Annotated in this window: 20 protein-coding genes; 10 read left to right on the plus strand and 10 right to left on the minus strand. The window is 75.4% G+C overall.

The features are described from left to right. Positions 1–15 precede the first annotated feature (15 nt). Positions 16–1206: a glycosyltransferase 87 family protein gene (locus ABZ920_RS08565; protein WP_361500240.1), complete on the plus strand. Its 1191-nt coding sequence runs from the start codon at positions 16–18 to the stop codon at positions 1204–1206. On the opposite strand, the gene ABZ920_RS08570 is transcribed toward ABZ920_RS08565, so the two are convergent. Together ABZ920_RS08570 and ABZ920_RS08575 are read right to left on the minus strand one after the other, a co-directional pair. Then, a complete protein-coding gene (locus ABZ920_RS08570; protein WP_361500243.1) occupies positions 1164–2807 on the minus strand; it encodes a DNA repair helicase XPB in 1644 nt (547 codons plus the stop codon). The two genes, ABZ920_RS08565 and ABZ920_RS08570, sit on opposite strands and share 43 nt — an antisense overlap. Positions 2808–2881: 74 nt before the next feature. Then, positions 2882–5503 carry a helicase C-terminal domain-containing protein gene (locus ABZ920_RS08575; RefSeq protein WP_361500246.1) on the minus strand — a complete coding sequence of 874 codons (2622 nt, stop codon included), beginning with the start codon at positions 5501–5503 and terminating at the stop codon, positions 2882–2884. A gap of 282 nt (positions 5504–5785) precedes the next feature. Between ABZ920_RS08575 and ABZ920_RS08580 the strand changes: the two genes are divergently transcribed. Continuing rightward, positions 5786–6865 (plus strand): hypothetical protein, encoded by a 1080-nt coding sequence (locus ABZ920_RS08580; RefSeq protein WP_361500249.1) that lies wholly within the window; start codon positions 5786–5788, stop codon positions 6863–6865. Positions 6866–7106: 241 nt separating this feature from the next. Next, the gene (locus tag ABZ920_RS08585) at positions 7107–7766 is read left to right on the plus strand and encodes a haloacid dehalogenase-like hydrolase (protein ID WP_361500252.1); all 660 of its coding nucleotides are present in this window, start codon (positions 7107–7109) and stop codon (positions 7764–7766) included. A gap of 276 nt (positions 7767–8042) precedes the next feature. Here ABZ920_RS08585 and ABZ920_RS08590 read toward each other — a convergent pair whose 3' ends face one another. After that, positions 8043–8294: a hypothetical protein gene (locus ABZ920_RS08590; RefSeq protein WP_361500255.1), complete on the minus strand. Its 252-nt coding sequence runs from the start codon at positions 8292–8294 to the stop codon at positions 8043–8045. Positions 8295–8459: 165 nt separating this feature from the next. On the opposite strand from ABZ920_RS08590, the gene ABZ920_RS08595 reads away from it, so the two are divergent. Then, entirely contained in the window at positions 8460–8843 is a 384-nt protein-coding gene (locus tag ABZ920_RS08595; protein WP_361500258.1) for a cold-shock protein, read from the plus strand. 124 nt (positions 8844–8967) lie between these two features. Here ABZ920_RS08595 and ABZ920_RS08600 read toward each other — a convergent pair whose 3' ends face one another. The 4 genes from ABZ920_RS08600 to ABZ920_RS08615 all read right to left on the minus strand — a co-directional run bounded on the left by ABZ920_RS08600 (position 8968) and on the right by ABZ920_RS08615 (position 12557). Further along, the gene (locus ABZ920_RS08600; protein WP_361500261.1) at positions 8968–9846 is read right to left on the minus strand and encodes a 1,4-dihydroxy-6-naphthoate synthase; all 879 of its coding nucleotides are present in this window, start codon (positions 9844–9846) and stop codon (positions 8968–8970) included. Then, positions 9836–10582, minus strand: a complete 747-nt coding sequence (locus tag ABZ920_RS08605) for a futalosine hydrolase (RefSeq protein ID WP_361500263.1) — start codon at positions 10580–10582, stop codon at positions 9836–9838. Before ABZ920_RS08605 ends, ABZ920_RS08600 begins: the two co-directional genes overlap by 11 nt. Then, entirely contained in the window at positions 10552–11025 is a 474-nt protein-coding gene (locus ABZ920_RS08610) for a DUF2771 domain-containing protein (protein ID WP_361500266.1), read from the minus strand. The genes ABZ920_RS08605 and ABZ920_RS08610 overlap by 31 nt, the downstream gene beginning before the upstream one ends. A 95-nt stretch (positions 11026–11120) precedes the next feature. After that, a complete protein-coding gene (locus ABZ920_RS08615; RefSeq protein ID WP_361500269.1) occupies positions 11121–12557 on the minus strand; it encodes an MFS transporter in 1437 nt (478 codons plus the stop codon). Positions 12558–13116: 559 nt separating this feature from the next. On the opposite strand from ABZ920_RS08615, the gene ABZ920_RS08620 reads away from it, so the two are divergent. Continuing rightward, positions 13117–14040 (plus strand): DUF3027 domain-containing protein, encoded by a 924-nt coding sequence (locus tag ABZ920_RS08620; protein ID WP_361500272.1) that lies wholly within the window; start codon positions 13117–13119, stop codon positions 14038–14040. Positions 14041–14745: 705 nt separating this feature from the next. Beyond that, positions 14746–17892, plus strand: coding sequence for a molecular chaperone Hsp90 (locus ABZ920_RS08625; protein WP_361500274.1), 3147 nt, complete (start codon positions 14746–14748; stop codon positions 17890–17892). A 385-nt stretch (positions 17893–18277) separates the two neighbouring features. On the opposite strand, the gene ABZ920_RS08630 is transcribed toward ABZ920_RS08625, so the two are convergent. Both ABZ920_RS08630 and ABZ920_RS08635 read right to left on the minus strand, forming a co-directional pair. Continuing rightward, on the minus strand, positions 18278–20671 hold the full coding sequence (locus ABZ920_RS08630) for an HAD-IC family P-type ATPase (protein ID WP_361500277.1): 2394 nt from the start codon (positions 20669–20671) through the stop codon (positions 18278–18280). Between the two features lie 205 nt (positions 20672–20876). Continuing rightward, on the minus strand, positions 20877–21161 hold the full coding sequence (locus ABZ920_RS08635; RefSeq protein WP_361500279.1) for a DUF2530 domain-containing protein: 285 nt from the start codon (positions 21159–21161) through the stop codon (positions 20877–20879). Positions 21162–21427: 266 nt separating this feature from the next. On the opposite strand from ABZ920_RS08635, the gene ABZ920_RS08640 reads away from it, so the two are divergent. Further along, on the plus strand, positions 21428–22879 hold the full coding sequence (locus tag ABZ920_RS08640) for an NCS2 family permease (RefSeq protein ID WP_361500282.1): 1452 nt from the start codon (positions 21428–21430) through the stop codon (positions 22877–22879). Between the two features lie 66 nt (positions 22880–22945). Here ABZ920_RS08640 and ABZ920_RS08645 read toward each other — a convergent pair whose 3' ends face one another. Then, positions 22946–23128, minus strand: coding sequence for a ribbon-helix-helix protein, CopG family (locus tag ABZ920_RS08645; RefSeq protein WP_361500284.1), 183 nt, complete (start codon positions 23126–23128; stop codon positions 22946–22948). Between the two features lie 155 nt (positions 23129–23283). Between ABZ920_RS08645 and ABZ920_RS08650 the strand changes: the two genes are divergently transcribed. From ABZ920_RS08650 to thpR, 3 genes are all read left to right on the plus strand, one after another. Continuing rightward, positions 23284–23721, plus strand: coding sequence for a MarR family transcriptional regulator (locus ABZ920_RS08650; RefSeq protein WP_361500287.1), 438 nt, complete (start codon positions 23284–23286; stop codon positions 23719–23721). Between the two features lie 27 nt (positions 23722–23748). Next, positions 23749–25197 carry an MFS transporter gene (locus ABZ920_RS08655; RefSeq protein WP_361500290.1) on the plus strand — a complete coding sequence of 483 codons (1449 nt, stop codon included), beginning with the start codon at positions 23749–23751 and terminating at the stop codon, positions 25195–25197. Positions 25198–25441: 244 nt separating this feature from the next. Beyond that, positions 25442–26014 carry an RNA 2',3'-cyclic phosphodiesterase gene (gene thpR, locus ABZ920_RS08660; protein ID WP_361500292.1) on the plus strand — a complete coding sequence of 191 codons (573 nt, stop codon included), beginning with the start codon at positions 25442–25444 and terminating at the stop codon, positions 26012–26014. The last annotated feature ends 293 nt before the right edge of the window (positions 26015–26307 follow it).

Raw genomic sequence — 26307 nt, forward strand, 5'->3', positions numbered from 1 at the left:
GCTAGGGTCGCCCCCGTGTTAGAACGGACGGTGGCCTTCCGGTCGCGTGCAGCAACCGCCCTTGTCCTCCCCGCCCTCTCCTTCACCGCCCTGGTCGTCCTCTGCGTCGTCCGGCGCTTCGACCTGTCGGACGCGCTGGTCTACCAGGCCGAGGGGCGGGCCGCGCTGCACGGCGGCGACCTCTACGGCACGGCCGTCACCGAGTGGCATCTGTGGGCCACCTACCCGCCGTTCGCGGCCCTGCTGTTCGTGCCGACCGCGTGGCTTTCCGCCCCGGTCCTCAAGGCGGTGTTCCTGGCGGGCAACGCGCTCCTGCTCGCCTGTCTCGTCCGGCTCTCCACGCGCCTGGCGGGCCGCCCGGCCGGCCTGCCGGCGGTCTGCGCCGCCACGGCCCTCGCCCTCTGGCTGGAGCCGGTCTTCCAGACCTTCGTCTACGGCCAGGTCAACCTCGCCGTCGCCTGCCTGGTGCTGTGGGACCTCACGCGCCCGCCCGGCGCCCGCGCCCGGGGAGCGGCGCTCGGAGTCGCCGCCGGGATCAAGCTCACCCCGGCCCTGTTCGTCGTCCACCTCCTGCTGCGCGGGCGCGGGCGCGGGCGCGAGGCGGCCACGGCGACGGCCGCGTTCGCCGCGACCGTCGCCGCCGGAGCCGCCGTCCTGCCCGCGGCGAGCGTCGACTTCTGGACCGGCCGCCTGTTCGAGACCGGCCGCGTGGGCAAGCCGTACATCGTCGACAACCAGTCCGTGCAGGGCGTCGTCGCCCGCGCGCTGCGGGACGCGGCGCCCGGCCCGGCCTGGGTGCTGCCCTCACTCGCCGTCGCCGCGGCCGGCCTGTGGCTCGCGCGCCGCGCCCGCGACGAGCGGTGGGCCGTCCTGCTGACCGCCGTGACAGCTCTGCTCGTCTCCCCGATCAGCTGGTCCCATCACTGGGTGTGGTGCGTCCCGCTGATCGCCGTGCTGCTGGCGGCGGGCCACCGCCGGTGGGCGGCGCTGACGGCGCTCGTGTTCACCGCCCGCACGATGTGGATGATCCCGCACGACGGCGACCTGGACCTGCGCGTGCCGTGGTGGCAGCAGCCCCTGGCGGCGCCCTACACGCTGCTGGGGCTGGCCCTGCTGGCGGTGGCCGCCCGCCGCCTCCGCCCGGCCGCCGGACGGCCCCCGGGTCAGCTCTCCGCGAGGATCTCGTCGGCGTCGACGATCCGGTAGGCGTAGCCCTGCTCCGCCAGGAAGCGCTGGCGGTGGGCGGCGAAGTCCTGGTCGATCGTGTCCCGCGCCACCACCGAGTAGAAGTGGGCCTGGTGGCCGTCGGCCTTGGGCCGCAGGACGCGGCCGAGGCGCTGGGCCTCCTCCTGGCGGGAGCCGAAGGTGCCCGAGACCTGGATGGCGACGGTCGCCTCCGGCAGGTCGATCGAGAAGTTCGCCACCTTGGAGACGACCAGCACGTTGATCTCGCCCTCGCGGAAGGCGTCGAACAGCCTCTCCCGCTGCGCGTTCGACGTCTCGCCCTTGATCACGGGCGCGTCCAGGTGCTCGCCCAGTTCGTCGAGCTGGTCGATGTACTGGCCGATCACCAGGATCTGCTGCCCGGCGAACCGGCGGACGAGCGCCTCGGTGACCTTCCGCTTGGTCGCCGTCGTCGCGCAGAACCGGTACTTCTCCTCCGTCTCCGCCGTGGCGTACGCCAGCCGCTCGGAGTCCGTGAGGTTCACCCGGACCTCCACGCAGTCCGCGGGCGCGATGTAGCCCTGCGCCTCGATCTCCTTCCACGGCGCGTCGAACCGCTTCGGCCCGATCAGCGAGAACACGTCCGACTCGCGGCCGTCCTCCCGCACCAGCGTCGCCGTCAGGCCCAGCCGCCGCCGCGCCTGGAGGTCCGCGGTGAACTTGAACACCGGGGCGGGCAGCAGGTGCACCTCGTCGTAGACGATCAGGCCCCAGTCGCGGGAGTCGAACAGCTCCAGGTGCGGGTAGACGCCCTTCCGCTTCGTCGTCAGGACCTGGTAGGTCGCGATCGTGACCGGCCTGATCTCCTTGCGGGTGCCGCTGTACTCGCCGATCTCGTCCTCGGTCAGCGACGTCCGCTTCACCAGCTCGTGCTTCCACTGCCGGGCCGAGACCGTGTTCGTGACGAGGATCAGCGTCGTCGACTGCGCCTGCGCCATCGAGCCGGCGCCGACCAGCGTCTTGCCCGCGCCGCACGGCAGGACGACGACGCCGCTGCCGCCGTGCCAGAAGTTCTCCACGGCCTGCTTCTGGTACGCCCTGAGCGCCCAGCCGTCCTCGCGCAGCTCGATCGGGTGCGCCTCGCCGTCGACGTAACCGGCGAGGTCCTCGGCGGGCCAGCCCAGTTTCAGCAGCACCTGCTTGATCTGGCCGCGCTCCGAGGGGTGCACCGCCACCGTGTCCGGATCGATCCGGGCGCCGACGAGCGGCGCGACCCGCTTGGACCGCAGCACCTCCTCCAGCACCGGCCGGTCCGTGGTCGTCAGGACCAGGCCGTGCGCCGGGTGCTTGCTCAGGGTCAGCCGCCCGTAGCGGTCCATGGTCTCGGCGATGTCGACGAGCAGCGCGTGCGGGACGGGGTAGCGGCTGTACTGCACGAGCGCGTCCACGACCTGCTCGGCGTCGTGCCCGGCGGCGCGCGCGTTCCACAGGCCGAGCGGGGTCACCCGGTAGGTGTGGATGTGCTCGGGGGCCCGCTCCAGCTCCGCGAACGGGGCGATGGCCCGGCGGCAGTCGTCGGCCTGGTCGTGGTCGACCTCGAGGAGCAGGGTCTTGTCTGACTGGACGATCAACGGACCATTCACGCGCGGCTGCCTTTCTGCATGAGCTGCCTGGCCTGACGGCGGCCAAACGTCCAGTGTGCCTCACCGGAGCGTGATCACGGCTGGTCGTCCGCCAGCTCCGCCACGCCGGTGATCCGGTGCAGGGGGAAGGTGCGGACCTCGTCCGCGGTGTGGTCGTACGCCGTCACGAAGCCGCCCTCGACCCGGACGGGCGCGATGACGCGCTGGCTGGCGGCGCCCTCGGCGTTGACGAAGCCGATCCACACCGCCTCGCCGGTGAGCACCGCGGCCTGCAGGGTGGCGAGGGTCTCGGCGGAGCCGGTGCGGGGCAGCACGCCCTCGGCGGCCGGGGCCGAGGTGGGCTTGCGCGGGGTGGTGGAGGCCAGGTCGCCGGCGCGGATCGCCCGGACCGCGGCGGACAGCAGGGTCGCGTCGGGCGGCGGGGGGCCGTCCGGGACCGGCTGCGGCGCGGTGCGCGGCGGGGTGCGGTGGGCGTGGGCGCGGGTGACCAGGACGTCGCCCTCGGCCGACTCGGCGGCCGGCGCGTAGCCCATGGCGCGCAACCGTTCGAGCAGCGTCGCCGGGTCCGCCTGCGCCGCCAGCACGGTCGGGGCGAGGCGGCGCAGGCGCAGGGCGCCGGACCGCTTGTCGGCGAGGATCTCGTTCAGCACCGCCTCGTCGTCGCAGCGCACGTACGCCGACGCCGCGCCGACGCGCAGGTGCCCGTGGCGGCGGGCCACGTCGTCGACGAGGTACGCCAGCGGCTGCGGCACCGGCGTGCGGGAGTGCTCCGCGAGGAAGGCGTGCAGGTCGGCCGCGGTGCGCCCGGCGTCCAGGGCCCGCCGTACGGAGGCCGGGGTGAACCGGAAGACGGTCGCGCCGCCCTTGGACTCCACGTCGGCGACGAGGCCGAGCAGATCGGCGAGCGGCCGCCGGAGCGGGCCGGGCGCCACCGCCGTGAGGTCCGCCTGCAGCAGGACGTGGTCCAGGGGCTCCGGCAGCAGCGGCGCCAGCGCGCGGGCCGCCGCCGCGGCGTGCGCGCCGCTCTGCGCGGGGGAGGGCGGCCGGGCGGTGGCCCCCGGTCCGGCGGGGGAGAGGGGATCCGGTGAGGCGGCCGGCCGGTGGTGGTGGACGGGCAGCTTGTCCCCGGGGCCCGTCGGCTCGGTCTCCGCCGACTCCGCCTTCGCGGGCGGCGGCGCCGGCGGCGCGCCCAGCAGCGCCCGTCCGTGCGCCGACATCGCGCCCCGGCCGGTGACGCCCAGCAGCTCGGCCTCCGCCAGCGTCCACTGGGCGAGGCGGCTGCGCAGGTCGCCCTCCCGCTGCGGGCCGCGCAGCGGACGCTCCCAGCGCAGCCGGGCCAGCACGGACTCGGCGGCCGGCGCGGTGCCGGGCGGCAGCGCGGCCAGCAGGGTCAGCACCCGGTGCCGCACCTCGGGCGCCGCCGAGCGGTCCAGGCCGGGGCCCAGCGCCGACAGCGCGCGGTCCTTGGCGTCGCGCTCGCCGACCAGTCCCGGCGTCCGTGTCGCCGTGAGCCAGGCCTGGGCGAGCCGCGCCCACCGCTCGGCCGCCGGCTGCTCCAGCCACTCGTCGTAGGCGGGGGTCGCCGCGTACCGCTCGTCCTCGCCCGCCGTCTGCACGCCGTGCGACGTGCCCATGCCCCCGTCCGAGGCCAGCAGGCCGGCCGCGTGGGCGAGCTCGACCCAGAAGGCGGCCACCGGCTCGGGCACGTCGAGCGCGACCGCCGTGCGCTTGAGGTCGCGCACGCTCAGCCCGCCCGCGCGTAGCACGCTCGGCCCGCCCTCGTCCCAGTCCTTCAGCAGTTCCTCGACGGTCGCGAGCGCCGTGTACGCCTGCCCGGCCGCGGTCGCGTCCACCATCCGCGCGCCGTGGACCGCCGCCGCCCCGACGGGCGGCGGGACGGGCTCCGGCGTGCGGTGGGCGCGGCCCCGGCGCAGGTGCAGGGCGACCTCGCGGGGCAGGACGACCGTGCCCGGGGCCGTCGGCAGCAGCAGGCCGCGGTCGAGCAGCCAGCGCAGCCGGGGTGCGGGGTCGGCGGTGACCTGCCCATAGGGCGGGCCCCAGACCAGGCGGTCCAGGACGTCGAGGGAGTCGGCGGGGGCGCCGGCGAGCAGCGCCGCCATCCGGGTCCGGTCCGTGAACAGCGCGGTGAGCGCGGCCACGGCGGACACCGAGTCGGGCGACGACGGCAGCCCGGCGGTGGTGACGATCTCCTGGATGCGGCCCGGCGACATGCCCGCCGTCGCCTCCTGCACCGTCGGCCCCAGGCCCGTCGGGGACGGGTGCTGCGGGGAGGGGCTGAGCAGCTCGCGGGCCGTGCGCACCAGGCGCAGCCGGTCGTCGCCGCCCCAGGCCAGGGCCTGCTCGCGCAGCGTGCCGAGGGCCCGCGGCAGCGCGGCGGCGACGGCCGGGTCACCGGCGTCGCCGGCCATCAGGCCGAGCAGCTCGCCGTACGTGGCCGGGTCCGGCGCGACCGCCAGGGCCTCCGCCGTCTGCAGGGCGAACCGGTCCAGCCGCTCCAGGGCGCGCACCACCGACGCACGGGTCCCGGCGCGGGTCGCGAGCTGGGTCAGGTCGGTCGGGACGGGCGTGATGAGGTCGGGCCGGCTGCGCAGCAGCGCGGCCAGTGAGGCGTCGTCGCGCGCGCGAAGCGCCTCCGCGAGCGAACGCGGGGCGGCCGGTGTCTCATCGCTCCTCATCCTGCCCACGGTAGCGGGTCGTCTCCGGCGGTTCGGCCGGACGCGGTGGGCGGGGCGGGGCCACGCCCGCGCCGCGCCCGGACCGAACGGCCCGCCGAGGCCGCACCCCCGTTGCCCCGCGCCCCCGTTCGCCCGCGCCCCCGGCGCCCGCGCGGCCACCGGCGCTCCCGCCCTCGGCCGGCCGTGGCGGGCGGCGCTCGTACGGCGGCGGGCCGGGCGGGGTGCGGCTGCGCTAACTTCGTCCCCACGGGGTTTCATCGCCGCCGCCCCGGAGGGGACTTCGTGGGAATCGAGAGCGACCAGGTCGTCTACGAGTATCTGAGCCGGGTCGGGGACGTCGCCCAGCAGCGCCAGTTGCCCTCGGCCACCCGGATGCGCCTGGTCTCGGAGCTGCGCAACGAGATCGACCGGCGCCGGGCCAGGGTCACCGTCGACAGCCCCGCCGCCGTCCGCCGCATCCTCGACCGGCTCGGCAGCCCGGACGACGTCGTCACGGCCGCCGGCGGCACGGCGGCCGCCGGAGGCACCGACGCGGCCGTCCCGCCGCCCCCGGCCGCCGCCGTGCCCGTCCAGCGCGACGCGGCGGCGGAGAAGGCCGCGCGGGCGGAGGCGGCCGAGCGGGCCGCGGAGGCCGAGCGGGCCGCGGAGGCCGAGCGGGCGAAGGACGACCGGCCGAGGGGCCTGCGCCGGATGGTCCCGCGGCCGCGTCCCGCCCGGCCGGAGCCGGATTCCGCGCCGCCCGCCGGCCCGGCCCCGCCGCACCTGGCGAGCCCGGCCGAGCTCGGCAGCTCGGCGACCGTGCCCGACTGGTGGCGGACGGAGACCGGCCCCTTCGGCATCGGCGACGAGGTGCCGGGCTTCGTCGGCGGGGTCGAGATCCCGGACCTGCTCAAGCCCCCGCCGCCGAGGGAACCGGCGCAGCCGGCCGGCCCGGCACCCGCGCCGGCCGCCGACCGGGCCGAGGAGACCGCGCCCGCCGGGGAGGCCGCCGCCCGGCGACGGCTGCTGCCGCGCCTGCCCACCGGCGGCTGGAGCAACCCTCTGCTGCTGCTCGCGTCCGGCCTGCTCGTCCTCGGCGCCGTCCTCGGCAGCTGGTTCGCCCTCCTGTTCGGCTGGGTCATCGCCTACGCCTCCCGCCGGCTGACCCCGCGGGAGTCGAAGTGGGCGGTGGCCGGCATGCCGGGGCTGGCGGTCGCGGCCGGAGCCGTGTGGCTGTGGGGCCGCGCGAACGGGCGCTGGGGCGCCCCCCTCGCCCAGGGCCACCTGAACGAGGCGGTCGGGGAGACCTGGCCGTGGGTGGTCCGGGCCGCGGCGGTGCTGTCGGCGCTGTTCCTGGTGTGGCGCTCGCAGCGCGGGCGGTAGGCGAGGCGAGAGCCGGCGGCGGGGCGACGGCGGCCGAAGGGACGGCTGCGGCAGCCCGGGGACGTCGTCGTCACGGTGCGTCGCGCCGCCCGCCCGCGCCGTCCGATCACGGGGACGGCGAACCGGCGCCGCGACCGCGCCGCGGCCGAAGGGACGCGCGGACGCGGGCGCGCCGGCGGAAAGGTGTATGTCACACGGGGCCGGCGCCTGCGGGCCGCGCCCGGTCGGCACAATGGCCCGCATGACCTCTCGCCCGCTCAACGTCGGCTTCGACCTCGACATGACCCTCATCGACTCGCGCGCCGGCATCCGGGCCTGCTACCTGGCGCTCTCCCAGCGGACGGGCACGCACATCGACGCCGACCTCGTGGTCACCCGGCTCGGGCCGCCCCTCGCGCACGAGCTGGCGAACTGGTTCCCCGCCGACCGGATCGACGCCATGATCGAGCTGTACCGCGAGGTGTACCCCACCACGGCGATCGCCGCCGCACCCGCGCTCACCGGCGCCCGTGAGGCGATGGCGGCCGTGCGGGCGGCCGGCGGACGGGCGCTCGTCGTCACCGGCAAGCACGGGCCGCACGCCCGGCTGCACCTGGAGCACCTGGGCATCGAGGCCGACGCGGTGGTCGGGAACCTGTGGGCCGAGCAGAAGGGCGAGGCGCTGCGCGCGTACGGCACGCACGTGTACGTCGGCGACCACCTCGGGGACATACGCGGCGCCCGTACCGCCGGCGCGCTGTCGGTGGCGGTGGCCACCGGGCCGTACGGCGTGGAGGAACTGCGCGCGGCCGGTGCCGACGTCGTCCTGCCGGATCTCACCGAGTTTCCCGATTGGTTTTCGGAGTACAGCGCGGCATATTCCGACGGCATCACGCGTTCGGGCGAAGTTCTGCCGTCTTAGGGCAGCACTCCTTCGCACGGCGCCGGGCGCCGCGCCGGCAACCGCGACTTCCCGCGAACGGGCTAGGCCCTGTCTGACAATTCGCGTCTGCCGCGCGACGCCCTGCACGCTCCCCCGGGCTCTCGGCTTCGCTCGAGCAGGGGGGACCCCCACGCGCCGCACCGGCCCCGGACCCGAGTACGTCCCGTACGAGGGCCTGGGGCCGGCACGCCGAGAGCACGCACCTGACGCCGCGCGGCCGCCCTTCGGGCGACGACGCGCATGGTCAGACAGGACCTAACGCGACTCTCCGCGCGCCTGCCGGCGCCCCGCCGCGACCGACCGCAGGACGCCCGCGGCCGCGATCAGGAACCCCACCCCCATGAGCATGCTCAGGCCGAACATGTAGGTGGGAAAAGGACGCGCGCCGAGGAACAGCGGCGCCACCGTGACCACAGTGGCCACCGCGCCGACGAAGAACACGACGGCACCGGCGCGGATCAGCCGGTCGCCGGCCGAGGCGGAATTCGGTTGGGTTTTGTCACGCACCCCACCAGGGTAGTTCCCAGCGCGGAGGAACAACCGGGCGACGTCTTGTCAGCGGCACGAAGACCATTAGCCTGGTTGTCGGCGGGTCCGGCGCGGCCCGCCCCAGTGCTATCACGAGCCGTTTTCAGAAGCAGTTTTCCGACGAGTACGAGGACGAGGACAGACGTGCCTACCGGCAAGGTCAAGTGGTTCAACAGCGAGAAGGGCTTCGGCTTTCTCTCCCGCGACGACGGCGGTGACGTCTTCGTCCATTCCTCGGTCCTCCCCGCCGGAGTCGAGACGCTGAAGCCGGGCCAGCGGGTGGAGTTCGGTGTCGTCGCCGGGCAGCGCGGCGACCAGGCCCTGTCGGTGACGGTCCTCGACCCGACCCCCTCGGTCGCCGCGGCGCAGCGCAGGAAGCCGGACGAGCTGGCGGGCATCGTGCAGGACCTGACGACCGTCCTCGAGGGCATCCTGCCGTCGCTCGAGCAGGGCCGTTACCCCGACCGGGCCTCCGGCAAGAAGATCGCCGGCCTGCTGCGCGCGGTCGCCGACCAGCTGGACGTCTAGGCGTCGTCCGGCGGATCAGGCCGGAGGGAACCCGCGGCGCCTCGCAGCCGGGACCACCCCGCTCCGGCCGGCCCCGCTCCGGCCGGCCCCGGGCCGACCGGAGCGGGACCCCGGGGTGCGGGGCTCAGGGGAAGGCGAGCGCGTCCGGGCCGATGGCCGGCACGAGTCCCTCGGCCGCCGCGCGGGTGAGCAGGCCGCGGACCGCCGCGTAGCCGTCGTCGCCGAGGCCGGCGCTGAACTCGTTGACGTACAGCGCGATGTGCTGCTCGGCGACGGCCGGGTCCAGTTCCTGGGCGTGCTCCATGACGTACGGCCGGGAGACCTCGGGGTCGTCCCAGGCGGCGCGCACGGACGCACGGACCGACTCGGCCAGGCGCGTCAGCGTCTCGCCGCCCAGCGACCGCTTGGCGATGATGGCGCCGAGCGGGATCGGCAGCCCGGTGGTCCGCTCCCAGTGCTCGCCCATGTCGGCGAGCTTGTGCAGGCCGTAGTTCCGGTAGGTGAAGCGCGCCTCGTGGATCACGAGACCGGCGTCGACCTTGCCGTCCCGCACGGCGGGCATGATCTCGTCGAACGGCATCACGACGATCTCGCCGACGCCGCCGGGGACGCTGTCCGCGGCCCACAGCCGGAACAGCAGGTACGCGGTCGACTTCTCGCTCGGCACCGCCACCGTCCGGCCCGCGAGCCCGGCACCGCCCGCGGGGACGCTCCCGGCCTCCGGCTCCCGGGTGAGCACCAGCGGCCCGCAGCCCCGGCCCAGCGCGCCGCCGCACGGCAGCAGCGCGTACTCGCCGAGGACGTACGGCAGCACCGCGTACGACACCTTCAGCACGTCGTACTCGCCGCGCTCGGCCATGCCGTTGGTGATGTCGATGTCCGCGAACGTGACGTCCAGCGCGGGCGCGCCGGGGACGCGGCCGTGGGCGAGGGCGTCGAAGACGAACGTGTCGTTGGGGCAGGGGGAGTAGGCGATCTGCAACCGCCGGCTCTCAGGGCTCATGGGGGTTCCAACTCTCCAGTACGGGCGCGAGCTTCCCGAAGCCCTCGGTCAGGGCCGTGAGGGCGTCGCCGATGCGCCAGGCGGCACGGTCCCGGGGGCCGACGGGATTGGACACCGCGCGGATCTCCAGCACCGGCACACGGTGCGCGGCGGCCGCCTCGGCGACCCCGAAACCCTCCATGGCCTCGGCCAGGGCGCCGGGGTGGCGGGCGCGCAGGGCGTCCGCCCGGCGGGCGGTGCCGGTGACGGTGGACACGGTCAGCACCGGTCCGACGCGTGCCCCGGTGGCGGCCGCCACGTCCCGTACGAGGGCCCCGGGCGGACGGTGGGTGACGGTGCCGAAGCCCAGCTCGGTCACCGGCAGGAAACCGTCGGCGGTCTCCGCGCCCAGGTCGGCCGCCGTGATCTCGCCGGCGACGACGAGGGAGCCGACGGGCGCGTCCGGGGCGAAGCCGCCGGCGATCCCGGCGGAGACGACGAGGCCGTAGGGGGCGCCGTCGAGGGCGGCGGCGGTGAGCGCGGCCGCGGTGGAGGCGGCGGCCGGGGCGGGGCCGACGCCGGCGGCGATCAGGTCGAACCCGGCGACCCGGTGCAGGGTCGCCCCGGGCAGCGGCGCCGTACGGGCCGGCTCCGGGAACGCCTGTGCCACCGCGTCCCGTTCGACGGGGACCGCGGTGGCCACGAGCACGCGGACGGACGACGTGGTCAGGAGTCCTTCGTCAGCTTGAACGACCACAGACCGGTCACGTCCTTCTCGCCCTCCTTGATGGAGACGAACGTGGAGTTGCCGCTGGCGCCGTACTGGGCGTTGAAGAACACGCTGCCCGGGATGGTGCGGTAGGTCTTCTTGCTGGAGTCGGTCAGCGGCTGGCCGTTCATCAGGATGGTCCAGCCGTTGTCGGCGATCTCCGGGTCGACGCCGAAGCGGACGGTCTCGTCCGGGTCGACCTTGACCGTCTTGACGCCCTCGCCCTTGAGGCACTTGGCCGGGTTGACGTCCTTCAGCGGGGCGCCGTCGTTGTAGCAGGTGGCTTCCGAGCTGACCGAGGTACTGCCGACCGTGATCGTCGACGTGGGCGTCGGCTTGTCACAGGCCGACAGGACGAGCAGTCCGGCGGAAACGGCGCCGGCAGCGGCGACGGCGCGGCGGCGTCGCACGGCGGATTGCATCGAGGTCATGGCCGAAGGCTATCGGGCACGTCCCGCCGCCTTTCCACGCGGGGTGCGGCGCGCCGCCCCGCCGGGGCCGCGGCGGCCCGGCCACGCCCCGTGCGTCAGGCCACCCGGGGCGGCGCGTGGCCGCCCTGGCGGGCGGAGGCGAGGAGCCCGCGGACGGTGGTCAGCCATCCGGCGGCGACGAGGGCGGCGCCGACGGACAGGCCCAGCACGCCGTTCAGCGGCAGGACGATGCCGATCGCGCCGCCCAGCACCCACGCCATCTGCAGCAGCGTCTCGGACCGCGCGAACGCAGAGGTCCGCACCGCCTCCGGCACGTCCCGCTGGATCAGCGCGTCCAGGGACAGCTTGGCCAGCGCCTGCGCGAAGCCGGCGACCGCGGCGAGGCACGCCACCAGGAAGGTGCTGAAGAAGACGGCGGCCGCGATCGCCGCGCCCAGTACCACGGCGACCACGGTCACGATGATGAGTTCCGGCGCGCGCGAGCGCAGCCACGCCCCCACCGCCGTGCCGATCGCGTTGCCCGCGCCCGCCGCGACGCCCACGATCCCCAGCGACACCGCCGCGCTCGCCCCGGTCAGCGGGTGCTCGCGCAGCAGGAAGGCGAGGAAGAAGATCAGGAAGCCGGACAGGCAGCGCAGGGACGCGTTGGCGCCGAGGGCGTGCGTGACGGCCGTGCCGACGGAGCGCAGGCCCGGCCGTCTGGCGGGTTTGCGGCGCGGGCCGTGCGCGTGCCCCTGCTCGCCGGCCGCGAGCAGCGCCCGGCCCTCGCCCTTGGCCGAGTCGACCTTCGGCGGCAGGGAGAAGGACAGGAACGTCCCCGCCACGAAGATCAGGAAGGCTCCGTAGAGCGGCCAGCGCGAGCCGAGGGCCTGCAGGCCCGCCCCGACCGGTGCGGCCACGCCCGTGGCGAGGAGCCCGCCGAGGGTCACCCGTGAGTTGGCCTTCACCAGGGAGAAGCGGGGTGGCAGCAGCCGGGGCACGACCGCGCTCCTGACCACCCCGTACGCCTTCGACGCGACCAGCACGCCCAGCGCCGCCGGATACAGCTCCAGGCTGCCGCTGGCGGCGGCCCCGGCGATGATCAGCGCGAGCAGGGCCCGGGTGAGCATCGCGCCGGCCATCGCGGCGCGGCGGCCGTGCGGCAGCCGGTCCAGCAGGGGGCCGATCACGGGGGCGAGGACCGTGAACGGCGCCATGGTGATGGCGAGGTAGAGCGCGACCCGGCCGCGGGCCTCGTCGGTGGGCACGGAGAAGAAGACGGTGGAGGCGAGCGCCACGGTGATCATGACGTCGCCGGCGCCGTTCACGGCGTGCAGTTCGATCAGCTTGCCGAGCCCGGACTCGCCGGCGCCGTGCGCGTGGGTCGCCTTCCGGATGCCCCGGGCCGTGCCGGTGACCGGGAGACGCAGGGCACGGCCGACCGCGCGGACGGACCCGCCGAACCGGCCCGAACCGCGGCTCCGGGTGCTCCCCTCGCTTTCCTCGGCCCCATCGATGCCGGTGGTCCCGGGGGGCGTCCTCGCGGCTGCCACCCCGTCATAGTGCCCCGAAGCGGGCGCCGGTAGTGCGATGACCTCGCGGGCGCGACGGAGGGAACACACCGAAGGCCCTCCCGGCACCGCCGTCCGTCCCGGCCCGGGGACCGGCCGGGCGACCGGTTCGGGGGTCGGCCGGGGTCCTGTCGGGCGACCGGTTCGGGGGTCGGCCGGGGGGTCCCGCCGGGCGACCGGTTCCGGGCCGGCCGGGCCGCCGGTGGCGGGCCGCGCCCGGGCGCGGTGAGCGTCCCGGGCGGCGGGACGTCGCGTTCTTTTCGCTCGCCGGGACGGGCCGGCGAGCGGCGCGCACCCGTCGCGGAGCCACGAAGACCGCCGTCGGTGTAGGCCGAGCGCACGCGAGAAGGTAGCGTGCGTAGCGCGCCGTGGCGAACGTTCTCGGCCGCGCGCCTTACGGGCATACCGCAGAATGGATGACGTAGGTGCGCCCGAGCGCGATCGGGCGCGGACGTCGACGCGGTCCCCCGGTCCGCTCCGTCCGCTCCGCCGCCTTCAGGCCGGCGCACCCGAGAGACGGCGTAGGAGAGAAGCGATACCTGTGAGCGCAGCGACAACGCGAAGCCGCACCCCCGACCGCCTGTGCGCCGAGGCCGTCGACCTCGCCCGCGCCGCAGCCGAGGAGGCGGCCGCTCCCGGCGTCGTCGGTGAGCACGCCGGGGTGGTGTCCGAGGGCGACCGCGTCGTGACGCACTTCTTCGAGTGCGTGGAGCTCGGCTACCGCGGCTGGCGCTGGGCCGTGACCGTCGCCCGCGCCTCCCGCGCCAAGATCGTCACCGTGGACGAGGTCGTCCTGCTGCCCGGCAGTGACGCGGTGCTCGCGCCGGAGTGGGTGCCGTGGAGCGAGCGCCTGCGCCCCGGGGACATGGGCCCCGGCGACCTGCTGCCGACCGACGCCGAGGACCCGCGGCTGGAGCCCGGGTACTCCGGCGAGGACGAGCCGGCGCCGAACTCCGCGGTCTCCGGGGAGATGGCCGAACTGGCCGAGTCGGAGGACGCCGACGTCACCGCGGGCCCGCCGCGGAACCTGCCCACCGTGCCGTCGCGCGGTTCGATCGCCTCGGTCGCCGAGGAACTGGGCATGCGCCGCGCCCGGGTGCTGTCCCGGTACGGCCTGCGACTCGCCGCCGAGCGCTGGGAGGAGGCCTTCGGCCCCAGGACGCCGATGGCGCAGGCCGCGCCGGCGTCCTGCGCGAGCTGCGGCTTCCTGGTGCCGATCTGCGGTTCGCTGGGCCAGGCCTTCGGCATCTGCGCGAACGAGTTCTCCCCGGCCGACGGCCGGGTGGTGTCGCTCGGCTACGGGTGCGGCGGGCACTCCGAGGCCGCCGTCATGCCGAGGCCGCCGCAGCCGGCGCCGCCGGTGATCGACGAGACCCGGGTGGACCCGTTCCCGCTGCGCCCGGCGCAGGACTCCGGGTCCGTCCCCGTCACGGACGACGAGACGGCGGAACTGGGGCACTCCTAGGGTCTGCCCCCACCCCTCCCGCGAGGCCCGCGCCGCCCCGGGTCCCCGGTCGGCGGCTGGTGCAACGCGCGTGCCGAGCGCCGTGCCCGGGTCCCGCACCTCGCCGCGTCGTCGGCGTCCTCACCCTGCCCGTACGGGGGCGCCCCCCGCCGCGCACGGCGCCGGACGCCCGCGCGGGCTGCGTCCCCCTGCGCACCGGGTCCGGACGCGCCGGCCGGGTCCGGACGGGCCAGGTCGGACGGGCCGGGCGCGTCGGCCACGGACGGTGCCCCCACACGGCCGGCCTCGCTCGTGGGGGACCCCTCCCGAGTGGCGGAGCCGTCCAGGACCGCACCGCAAGGAGCCGACCGCACGGCCGGACGCCCCCCTCCACGCCGTGCCACCACGCCCGGGCCGTCCGTGTTCCGGGGCGGGGTGCGCGGTGTTGTGGCCGTTCGGTGGTGGGTGTCTGCTCGGCCTTTTCGGGGTGTTTGAGCGGTCGCTGCGTGGGCCGTCGGCGTTCCGGGGCGGGGTGCGCGGGGTCGTGGCCGTCCGGTGGTGGGCGCCTGCCCGCCTTTTCGGGGTACTTGACCGGCCGCCGCCCGGGCCGTCCGGCACGGCGCGGTCCGGCTCGGCTCCGGCCGGGCCGCCGAGCGGTCCGGGACCGTGGGGGCCCGAGTCCGCTGGGGCGGTACCTTCGACCTCACGCCGATGAGGAGAGTGAACGTGAGCATGTTGGTGCGGCCGGCCCATGAGGGTGCGGACCCCTTTGCGACCGCGCGTCTGCGGCGTGGCGTGCTGGACGCCTGGGCCACCAGCCCGGCCCGGTTCCGTGAGGACGCCAACGCCGAGGAGGACCTGGTCCTCGGCGGCTACCGCGACCGGCTGGTCGTCGAGCTGGCGCAGAACGCCGCCGACGCCGCCGCCCGCGCCGGCCAGGCGGGCCGGCTCCGGCTCACCCTGCGCGACGGCGTCCTGCTCGCGGCGAACACCGGTGCCCCCCTCGACGCCTCCGGCGTGGAGTCGCTGTCCACGCTGCGTGCGTCCGCCAAGCGGGACACCCCGTCGGTCGGGCGCTTCGGCGTCGGGTTCGCGGCCGTCCTCGCCGTCACCGACGAGCCGGCGGTCGTCGGCCGGCACGGCGGAGTGCGCTGGTCCCTCGCCGAGGCCCGTGACCTGGCCGAGGACGTGGCCCGGCACAGCCCCGGCCTCGGGGACGAGATCCGCCGCCGCGACGGGCACGTGCCGCTGCTGCGCCTGCCCTTCGCCGCCGAGGGCACCGCCCCCGGCCCCTACGACACGGTCGTCATCCTGCCCCTGCGCGACGCGGCCGCCGCCGACCTCGCCGAGCGCCTGCTGAACGCCGTCGACGACGCCCTGCTCCTCGCCCTGCCGGGGCTGGAGGAGGTCGTCGTCGAGGTCGGCACCGCCGCACCGCGCACCCTGAGCCGCCGCACCGAGGGCGCCGTCACGATCGTGGAGGACACCCGCGACGGCACCACCCGCTGGCGCACCGCGTCCGCGCACGGCCCGCTCACGCCCGAACTGCTCGCCGACCGCCCGGTCGAGGAGCGGCTGCGCCCCCACTGGTCGGTCACCTGGGCCGTCCCCGTCGACGCCGACGGCAGCCCGTCGAGGCCCCGCACCAGCCCTGTCGTGCACGCGCCCACCCCGAGCGACGAGCCGCTGGGCGTGCCCGCGCTGCTGATCGCGTCCTTCCCCCTCGACAGCACCCGCCGCCACGCCGCGCCCGGCCCGCTGACCGACTTCCTGGTGCAGCGCGCGGCGGACGCCTACGCCGAACTCCTCGCCGGGTGGCGGCCGGTGACCGAGGGGATCATCGGCCTCGTGCCCGGCCCGCTCGGCAAGGGCGAACTCGACGGCGCGCTGCGGCAGGAGATCCTGCGGCGGCTGCCGCGGACGTCCTTCCTGCCGCCCGCCGTGCCGCCGGGGGAGGACGACACCGACCTGTCCGAGTCCCTGCGCCCGCGCGACGCGGAGGTGGTGGAGGGCGCCGGCGCCGACACCGTGCGGGTCCTGGCGGAGGTGCTGCCGACCCTGCTGCCCGCCGGGCTCGAACGGCGCGCGGAGCTGCGGACCCTGGGCGTGGCCCGGGTCCCGCTCACCGACGCGATCGACCGGCTGGCCGGGCTGGAGAAGGACCCGGACTGGTGGCGGCGGCTGTACGAGAGCCTCGCGGGCGTCGACCCCGACCGGCTGACCGGGCTGCCGGTGCCGCTGGCCGGAGACACCGCCCGGACGTCCGGCACCGGGGGAGTCAGGACGGCCATCGGGCCCCGGCAGGTGCTGCTGCCCGCCCCGGACACCGCCCGCATCGACCCGGACGTGCTGGTCCGGCTCGGCTTGAAGGTGGCCCACCCCGACGCCGTCCACCCGGTGCTGGAGAAGCTGGGCGCGCTGCCCGCGACGCCGCGCGCCGTGCTCACCACGCCCCAGGTGCGGGCCGCGGTCGCCGCCTCCCTGGACGAGGACAGCGGCGCGTGGGACGAGGACGTCCCGGACGCCGAGGAACTCGCCGACACCGTGCTCGCGCTGGTGCGGGACGCCGGCCTGGAGCCCGGCGACGAGCCGTGGCTGGGCGCGCTCGCCCTGCCCGACGAGGACGGCGAACTCGCCCCGGCGGGCGAACTGGTCTTCCCCGGCGGCCCGTTCGCCCGGGTCATGCGCGAGGGCGAACTCGCCGCCGTGGACGCCGACCTGGCCCGCAAGTGGGGCGAGCAGCCGCTGGCCGCCTGCGGTGTGCTGGTGGACTTCGCCCTGGTGCGGGCCACCGACGTGGTCCTCGACCCGGACGAACTGGAGCCCCGCGAGGCCGACTTCCCCGAGCCGGACGACCCGGGCCTGCTGGACGCGGTCGACGTGTGGTGCGAGGACGTCCTAGACCGGTTCCCGGAGACCCCCGTGCCGCCGGTCGCCACCGAGATCGTCGCCGTGCGCGACCTGGACCTCGTCGACGACGACCAGTGGCCCGAGGCGCTCGCCCTGCTCGCCCGGCCGCCGCTGCGGGACGCGCTCACCCAGCCGGTGCGGATCCTGCTGCCGGACGGCACCCACGAGGTCGTACGGCCGTACACCGCGTGGTGGCTGCGCGGGCACCCGGTGCTCGGCGGGCGCCGCCCGGCCGGTCTGCGCGCCGCCGGCGGGGACCCGCTGCTGCGGGGCCTGTACGACGAGGCCGACGCGACCGGCTTCGACGACGAGCAGGTGCTGCGGGCGCTGGGCGTGCGCACCAGCGTCCGGGCGCTGCTCGACGAGCCCGGCGGCGCCGCCGAGCTGCTCGACCGGCTCGCCGACCCCGGCCGCCCGGTCACGGCGGCCCAGCTGCACGCGCTGTACGGGGCGCTCGCCGAGCTGGACCCCGAGCAGGTGACCCTGCCGGACGAGCTGCGGGCCGTGGTGGACGGGCGGGTGGAGGTCGTGGACGCGGCCGGGGCCGTCGTCGTCGACTCGCCGGACCTGCTGCCGTTCACGGAGGGCGTCCCGCTGCTTCCGGTCCGGCCGTCGCGGGCCGCGGAGCTGGCCGAGCTGTTCCAGGTGCGCAGGCTGAGCGAGTCCGTCACCGGGCGGGTGGACTCCGAGGGCACCGAGCACGACGTGCCGGAGTCCGTACGGGTGCTGCTCGGGCCGGGGACGCCCGCGACGTACGTCGAGCACGAGGAACTGGTCGTCGACGGGGTCGAACTGGACTGGCGCGTCACCTCCGACGGGGTGCTGCACGCGGCGACGCTGGAGGGCGTGGCCGCCGGGCTCGCCTGGGCGGCCGGTCAGTGGCCGCGCCGCTTCGAGGTCGCGGCGCTCCTGGAGGATCCGTCGCGGACGGAGGAACTGGCCCGGGACCGCTGGTTCGACTGAGCCCCACGGCCCGCCGCGCCCGCGCCGGCGCCCCGGCGCGGACGCGCCCGGAGCGCCGCCGCGCGGGAGCAGCGGTGCACCCCGACCGCAGCACCACCGCGCCCGGATCGTCGCCGTCCCCGCGCCCGGAGCACCGCCGTACCGGCGTCCGGAGCACCGCCGCAGGCTCGCCGCCCTGCTCGGCTCCGCCCTGCCCGGCCGGCGGGGCCGCGCACCGGCCGCACCGGGTGGCGTGCCGGCGTTCGAGGGCGTAGCCGCTGAAAGGCCGCGCGGCGGCCCCCTCGGTGGGGTGCTCCAGAGGCGCGGCGGCCTGCCGGGCAGGACCGCTCCGGGCGGTGCGGCGGCCGTCGGAGCGGGGCGGACCCCCGTCCCGTCCGGCCGGGGCCTAGGTGGGGAAGCGGCGGGCGACCCATCTCCACAGCAGTTCCAGGGCGGCCGCCGCCACCGCGGCGATGCCCACCGCGATCCACGGCATCGTCGTGCCGACCAGCTTCAGGGCGAAGAAGTCCTGGAGCGCCGGCACCGCCAGCACCACCAGGAACGCGCCGCCCATCGCCGCCACCAGCACCACGCGCCACCAGGTGTAGGGACGGGCGACGATCGCCAGCACCGCCATCGAGACCAGGAAGAGCGTCAGCGTGGCGACGCTGGTCTCGGCTTCCAGGGAGCCGGGGCCGGTGTAGTGGTGGCGGGCGGTCAGGTAGGCGGCGAAGGTCGCCGCCGCGGCCACCACGCCGCCCGGCACGGCGTAGCGCATCACGCGCCGTACGAAGTGCGGGCGGGCCCGCTCCCGGTTCGGGGCGAGGGCCAGGAAGAAGGCCGGGACGCCGATGGTGAGGGTGGACAGCAGGGTCAGGTGGCGGGGCAGGAACGGGTACTCCACCCGCCAGCACGTCACCAGCAGCGCCAGCAGCACCGAGTAGACCGTCTTCACCAGGAACAGGGTCGCGACGCGGGTGATGTTGCCGATGACCCGGCGGCCCTCGGCGACGACCGACGGCAGCGTGGCGAAGCTGTTGTCCAGCAGCACGATCTGCGCGACGGCCCGGGTGGCCTCCGAGCCGGACCCCATGGCGACGCCGATGTCGGCGTCCTTCAGGGCGAGGACGTCGTTCACGCCGTCGCCGGTCATGGCGACCGTGTGCCCGCGCGACTGCAGGGCGCCCACCATGACCCGCTTCTGCCGCGGGGTGACCCGCCCGAACACCGTCCCCTCGTCGAGGGCCCGTCCCAGCTCCCGCTCGTCCTCGGGCAGCCGGCGGGCGTCGACCGCGGCGCCGTCGAGGCCGGCCTTGGCGGCCACCGCGCCGACGGACACGGCGTTGTCGCCGGAGATGACCTTGGCGCGCACCCGCTGCTCGGCGAAGTAGCGCAGGGTCTCGGACGCGTCGGGCCGCAGCCGCTGCTCCAGCACCACCAGCGCGGCGGGCTCCGCGGACCGCGCGGGGTCCGGGTCGTCCAGGTCGCGGCCGGTGCGGGCGAGCAGCAGCACCCGCAGCCCCTGCTCGTTGAGCCGCCCGGTCTCGGCGAGCGCCGGCGCGCCGGCCGGCAGCAGCACGTCCGGGGCGCCGAGGACCCACGTACTGGTCCGGCCGCCGCCCTCGCTGAAGGTGGCGCCGCTGTACCGGCGGGCCGAGGAGAAGGGCAGCGACTCCACGCAGCGCCACTCCCCGGTGTCCGGGAAGGCGTCGACGATCGCCCGCAGCGAGTCGTTCGGGTGCGGGTCGGACTCGCCGAGCGCGCCGAGCACCGTGCGCACGCAGCCGTCGTCCTGCCCGTTCAGGGTGGTGACCCCGGTGACCCTCATGCCGCCCTCGGTGAGGGTGCCGGTCTTGTCGAGGCAGACGGTGTCGACGCGGGCCAGGCCCTCGATCGCGGGCAGCTCCTGGACGAGGCACTGCCTGCGGCCGAGCCGGATGACGCCGACGGCGAAGGCGACGGAGGTGAGCAGCACGAGCCCCTCGGGGACCATGGGCACGATGCCGCCGACGGTGCGGGCGACGGAGTCCCTCAGCCCGTACCGCGTCAGCACGAGCTGGCTGACGATCAGGCCGACCGCGGTCGGGACCATCATCCAGGTCACGTACTTGAGGATGGTGGAGATGCCGGTGCGCAGCTCGGAGCGCACGAGGGTGAAGCGGGACGCCTCCTCGGCGAGCTGGGCGGCGTAGGCCTCGCGGCCGACCTTGGTGGCCCGGTAGGCGCCACCGCCGGCGACCACGAAGCTGCCGGACAGCACCGGGTCCCCGGGCCGTTTGGGGACGGGGTCGGCCTCCCCGGTCAGCAGCGACTCGTCGACCTCCAGCCCGTCGGCCTCCGCGCAGACGCCGTCGACGACGACCTTGTCGCCGGGGCCGGCCTCCAGCAGGTCGCCGAGCACGATCTCGGAGGTGCCGACCTCCAGAGCCGTGCCGTCGCGCCGGACGGTGGGGCGGACGTCGCCGATCACGGCGAGCGCGTCGAGGGTCCGCTTCGCCCGCCACTCCTGGACGATGCCGATGCCCGTGTTGGCGACGATGACGAAGCCGAAGAGGCTGTCCTGGATGGGGGCCACGACCAGCGTGACCAGCCAGAGCACGCCGATGATCGCGTTGAAGCGGGTGAGGACGTTCGCGCGGACGATCGCGCCGACGGTGCGGCTGCTGCGCACCGGGACGTCGTTGACCTCCCCCCGTGCGATCCGCTCCGCGACCTCGGCGGCGGTGAGCCCGGTGGCCCCCGGCGCGACGGGCGCGGGGGGCGGGCGTTCCAGCCCGGCACCCGCGTCGCTGTGCGTCATGCATTCGACGGTACGTGCCGAGGGAGCCCGCACGCGCAGGGAAGCCGGGAGCCGGGCGGCGGGAGGCGTCGGACGCGGGCGTCGGACGCGGGAGGCGGCGGACGCGGGCCTCGGGAGGCGGCGCCGGAGGCGGTCCGCCGCCCCGGCAGCCCGGCGACCGCTTCTGCGGCTGCCCGGTGCCTGCCTGCCCGGCCCTGCCCAGTGCCTACTCGGTGGGTGTCGGCTGCGCGGTCGGCGCCGGTTCCTCGGCCGCCGCGCGCCGGATCGCCGCGTCCCGCCGGCGGACGTACCAGATGCCGATCAGGCCCAGCCCGCCGCCCGCGAGGCAGGTCCACACCCACCACGTGTGGCCGTGGTCGTCGAACCAGCCGTAGAAGGGCAGCTGCAGCAGGAAGAGGACGAACCACACGATGGTGCCGCCGGTGATGGTGGCGACCACGGGGCCCTCCAGGGGCTCCGGCGCCTCGTGCTTGGGGGTCCACTTCGCCATGGCCCTCAGCTTACGGCCCGTGGCCGGCGCTGTCGGCGGTCACCGGCCCCTGGGACACGGCCGCCGGCGGTAGGAAATCTACGCGCGGAGATGGCAATTTTCGGTTTCATATGTTCATACTGAAACGGTTCGAGTCTGGCTACTTCCATTCGTACGAATCACCAACAGGACCGGGGGGAACCTGACAGGTGAGCGGGAAGCGGCGAGACTCGATCACTTTCCCCGCCCCGGTACCCCGTACCCACCGCACCCCTGAGGTCACCCGCATGTCCACCTCGGCCACCGCCAAGGCCACCGCCCCTCAGCAGCCGGGAACGCCACCCGCCTACGGCGCCCTCGACCGCTATTTCAAGATCTCCGAACGGGGCAGCACGCTGTCCCGGGAGATCCGCGGCGGCTTCGCCACCTTCTTCGCGATGGCCTACATCGTCGTGCTGAACCCGATCATCCTCGGCAGCGCGAAGGACATGTACGGCCATCAGCTCGACAACGGCCAGCTGGTCACGGCCACCGCCCTGACCGCCGCGTTCAGCACGCTGCTCATGGGCGTCATCGGCAACGTCCCCATCGCGCTGGCCGCCGGCCTCGGCGTCAACACGGTCGTCGCCCTCCAGCTCGCGCCCCGCATGTCGTGGCCGGACGCCATGGGCATGGTCGTCCTGGCCGGCTTCGTCGTGATGCTGCTCGTCGCCACCGGCCTGCGCGAGCGCGTCATGAACGCCGTGCCGCTCGGCCTGCGCAAGGGCATCGCCATCGGGATCGGCCTGTTCATCATGCTGATCGGCCTGGTCGACTCCGGCTTCGTCAGCCGCATCCCGGACGTCGCGCAGACCACCGTCCCGCTCCAGCTGGGCGCCACCGGCCACCTCGACGGCTGGCCGGTCCTCGTCTTCGTGCTGGGCGCGCTGCTCACCCTCGCGCTGATCGTGCGCAAGGTGCCCGGCGCGATCCTGATCTCGATCGTCGCCATGACCGTCGTCGCGATGGTCATCAACGCCGTCGCCACGATCCCCTCCTGGGGCCTGACCACCCCGAAGTGGCCCGGCAACCCGGTCTCCGTGCCCGACTTCGGCCTGATCGGCAAGGTCAGCCTGTTCGGCGGTTTCGACAAGGTCGGCGTGCTGACCGGCGTCCTGTTCGTCTTCACCGTGCTGCTGTCGTGCTTCTTCGACGCGATGGGCACGATCATGGCCATCAGCGACGAGGCCAAGCTCACGGACGCCCAGGGCCAGATGCCCGGCATGAGCAAGGTGCTGTTCATCGACGGCATCGCGGTCGCCGCGGGCGGCGCCAGCTCCTCCTCCGCGACCACCTGCTTCGTGGAGTCCACGGCCGGCGTCGGCGAAGGCGCCCGCACCGGCTTCGCGAACGTGATCACCGGCGCGCTGTTCGCCGTGGCGCTGTTCCTGACGCCCGTCGCCACGATGGTCCCGTCCCAGGCGGCCACCCCGGCCCTGCTCGCCGTCGGCTTCCTGATCCTGGCCGGCTCGGTCAGGGACATCGACTGGGCCGACTTCACGATCGCCATCCCGGCCTTCGTGACCATGGTGATGATGCCGTTCACCTACTCGATCACCAACGGCATCGGCATGGGCTTCATCACCTTCACCGTGCTGCGCCTGGCCGCCGGCCGCGGCCGCGAGGTCCCGGTGGCGATGTACGTGGTGTCGGCGGTCTTCGCCTTCTACTACCTGATGCCGGCCCTCGGCCTGGCCTGACCGGGCGCCGGTCCCGGCCCGGCGGGCTCCCCGCCCGCCCGTCCGGCCGGCCCGGCCCCCACGGCGTCACGGGACGCCGTAGAACCTCTCCGTCTCCTCGACGGCGGCCTGGAACCGCTCGTCGAAGTCATCCCGAATGAGCGTCCGGACGACATAGTCCTGGACGCTCATTCCTCTTTTCGCGGCGTGGTGCCGCAGCCGTTCGAGCAGCTCGCGATCCATGCGCAGGCTGAGCACGCTGGTCCCCATGGGACACGAGGGTCGCGGGGCCCTTCCGCGGGGCGTGTCCTGTTCCGGCCTTGGATCACCCGTATGAGTGACGCGGGGCAGCAGTGGCCAGGGTCACGGTGGTATGCGGACGTCTCCGGTGGTCTTTAGCGAGAGTAATGAGTTAGGCTAAAGACATGCCGGACCTTACCCGTGGCGACGACGCCGCCGCCGTGAACGCCCTGCGATCCGCCGTGATGCGGCTGTCCCGTCGGCTGAAGCACCAGCGCGTCGACGAGTCGCTGAGCCCCACCGAGATGTCGGTGCTGGGCACGCTGTCCAGATGCGGCAGCGCCACGCCGGGCGAGCTCGCCCGCAAGGAGCACGTCCAGCCGCCGTCGATGACCCGCATCGTGGCGCTGCTGGAGGCCAAGGGGCTGGTCCGCCTGGAGCCGCACCCCGAGGACCGGCGCCAGAAGGTCGTCACGCAGACGGAGCAGGCCGAGGCCATGCTCGAGGAGAGCCGCCGCAAGCGGAACGCCTTCCTGGCCGGTCTGGCCGAGGGACTCGACGAGGACGAGTGGGCGAGGCTGCGCGCCGCCGCCCCCGTGCTGGAGAAGCTCGCGCACCTGTAAGCACGTCGCACGAGGAGGCGAACCCTTTTGAGTTCGGGATCCGGAGCAGCTTCCGCCCCCGCACCGACCACCCACGATTCCCCGCCCGCCCCCGACGCCCCCTCCGACGGCCGCCCCGCGTCCGCCGCCGGCGCCGGCTCCCGCCCGGCCGGCGACTCCGCCGCACCGGCCGCCGCCGCGGCCGCCCCGGTCAAGACCTCGATGTTCAGCTCACTGAGGATCCGGAACTACCGCCTGTTCTTCATCGGCCAGGTGGTCTCCAACACCGGCACCTGGATGCAGCGCATCGCCCAGGACTGGCTCGTGCTCAGCCTCACCGGCTCGTCGGCCGCCGTGGGCATCACCACGGCGCTGCAGTTCCTGCCGATGCTGCTGTTCGGGCTCTACGGCGGCGTCCTCGTCGACCGGCTGCCGAAGCGGCCCGCGCTGCTCGTCACGCAGTCGGCCATGGCGCTCACCGGCCTGGCCCTGGCCGCGCTGACCCTCACCGGGCACGTCCAGGTCTGGCACGTCTACGTCGCCGCCTTCGCCGTCGGACTCGCCACGGTCGTCGACAACCCGGCCCGCCAGTCCTTCGTCTCCGAGATGGTCGGCCCGGAGCAGCTGGGGAACGCGGTCAGCCTGAACTCCGCCAACTTCCAGTCGGCCCGGCTGGTCGGCCCCGCCGTCGCGGGCGTGATGATCACTGGCGTCGGCACGGGCTGGGCGTTCCTCTTCAACGGCCTGTCCTTCGTCGCCCCGATCGGCGGCCTGCTGCTGATGCGCGCCCGGGAACTGCACGTCGTCGAGCGAGCCCCGCGCGGCAAGGGACAGCTGCGGGAGGGCCTGCGCTACGTCGCCGGCCGGCCCGAGCTGATCTGGCCGATCGTGCTCGTCGGGTTCATCGGCACCTTCGGGTTCAACTTCCCGGTGTGGCTGTCGGCCTACGCCGACGACGTCTTCCACTCCGGTGCCGGCGCCTACAGCCTCTTCAACACCCTGATGGCCGTCGGCTCCCTGGTCGGCGCGCTGCTCGCCGCCCGCCGCGGCACGGCCCGGCCGCGCGTGCTGATCGCCGCCGCCGCGGCCTTCGGCACGCTGGAGATCGTGGCCGCGCTGGCGCCGTCGTACTGGCCGTTCGCGCTGCTGATGGTCCCCATCGGGATCGCCGGCCTGACGGTGAACGTCACGGCCAACACGGCGGTGCAGATGGGCACCGACCCCGCCATGCGCGGCCGGGTGATGGCGCTGTTCATGATGGTCTTCATGGGCGGCACACCGCTGGGCGCGCCGGTCGTCGGCTGGGTCACGGACGCCTACGGCCCGCGGATCGGCTTCGTCCTCGGCGGTGCCGTCTCGGCGGTCGCGGCCGTCACCGTCGGCCTGCTCCTGGCCCGGTCCGGCGGGCTGCGCCTGTCGGTCGGCTGGAACGGCGGCCGCCCGGCGGTCCGCTTCGTGCCCCGCGAGCGCCCCGACCGGCTGGCGACGGCGGCCTGAACCGGGCCGGCCGCGGCCACTCCGCCGGCCTCACGCGGCGGCGGACCCGCGACGGCCCCGTGACGGCGCACCCGTGACAGTTCGCCGCCCCGACGGTGGTCCCGCGTGCGGGCCCGCGGAGGGCCCGTCGCGGTGGGCGCCGGGTCGGTGCGGGAATGTCCTGGACAAGGGCCGTGCTGTTCCTGACAGGCGCCGGAACCCTCGGCCTGACGACGAGGGGTCCGGCGCCGGACGAGGTGATCCGATGCGACTGTTCGCCGCCGTCCTGCCCCCGCGGGACGTCATCGAGGCCCTCGCGCACGAGGTCGCCGGGCTGAGGAGCCTGCCGGGCGGCGAGGGACTGCGCTGGACCGGGCACCCCGGCTGGCACTTCACGCTGGCCTTCTACGGCGAGGTGGACGAGGACGTCGTGCCGGACCTGTCGGAGCGGCTGGAACGCGCCGCCCGCCGCACCGAGCCCTTCCCGCTGGCCCTGCGCGGCGGCGGGCAGTTCGGCGGCGGCCGGGCGCTGTGGGCGGGCGCCGACGGGGACCTGCACACCCTGCGGCTGCTGGCCGAGCGCTCGCACGCGGCGGGGCGCAGGGCCGGTGTGCCGATGGAGGAGCACCGCCGCTACAAGGCCCACCTGACCGTGGCGCGCAGCCGGGGCGCGCGGGACGTGCGCGCCCACGTCGAACTCCTCGGCGCCTTCGGCAGCCGGACGTGGACGGTCGACGAGGTGGTGCTGGTCCGCAGCCACCTGCCGACGTCCGGCGTCCGCGGCGCACAGCCCCGTTACGAACCACTCGCCCGCTGGCCGCTCGGCGCGGCCGGTTAGTCTCGGTACGTGGACCCGAAGACCCGCAACCGGATCATGGCCTGTGTGCTCGTGCTGATGTTCGTCGTCGTCGCCGTGGCGGCCGCGCTCGGCAAGTGACGGCACACGGCGGGGCCGCCGCGCCCTGACCGGGGCGCCGGCACGCGGTACGGCCGCCCCGTCCTGACCGGGGCGCCGCCCGCCCGGCCGGACGCCTCGGGCTCCGCCTCACGCCTCGGATCCCGCGCCCCGCCTCGGATCCCGCCTCCTGCCTCGGATCCCGCGCCCCGCCTCGAATCCCGCCTCCGCCTCGG

Source organism: Streptomyces sp. NPDC046831 (assembly GCF_040645305.1).
Classification (GTDB): Bacteria; Actinomycetota; Actinomycetes; order Streptomycetales; family Streptomycetaceae; genus Streptomyces.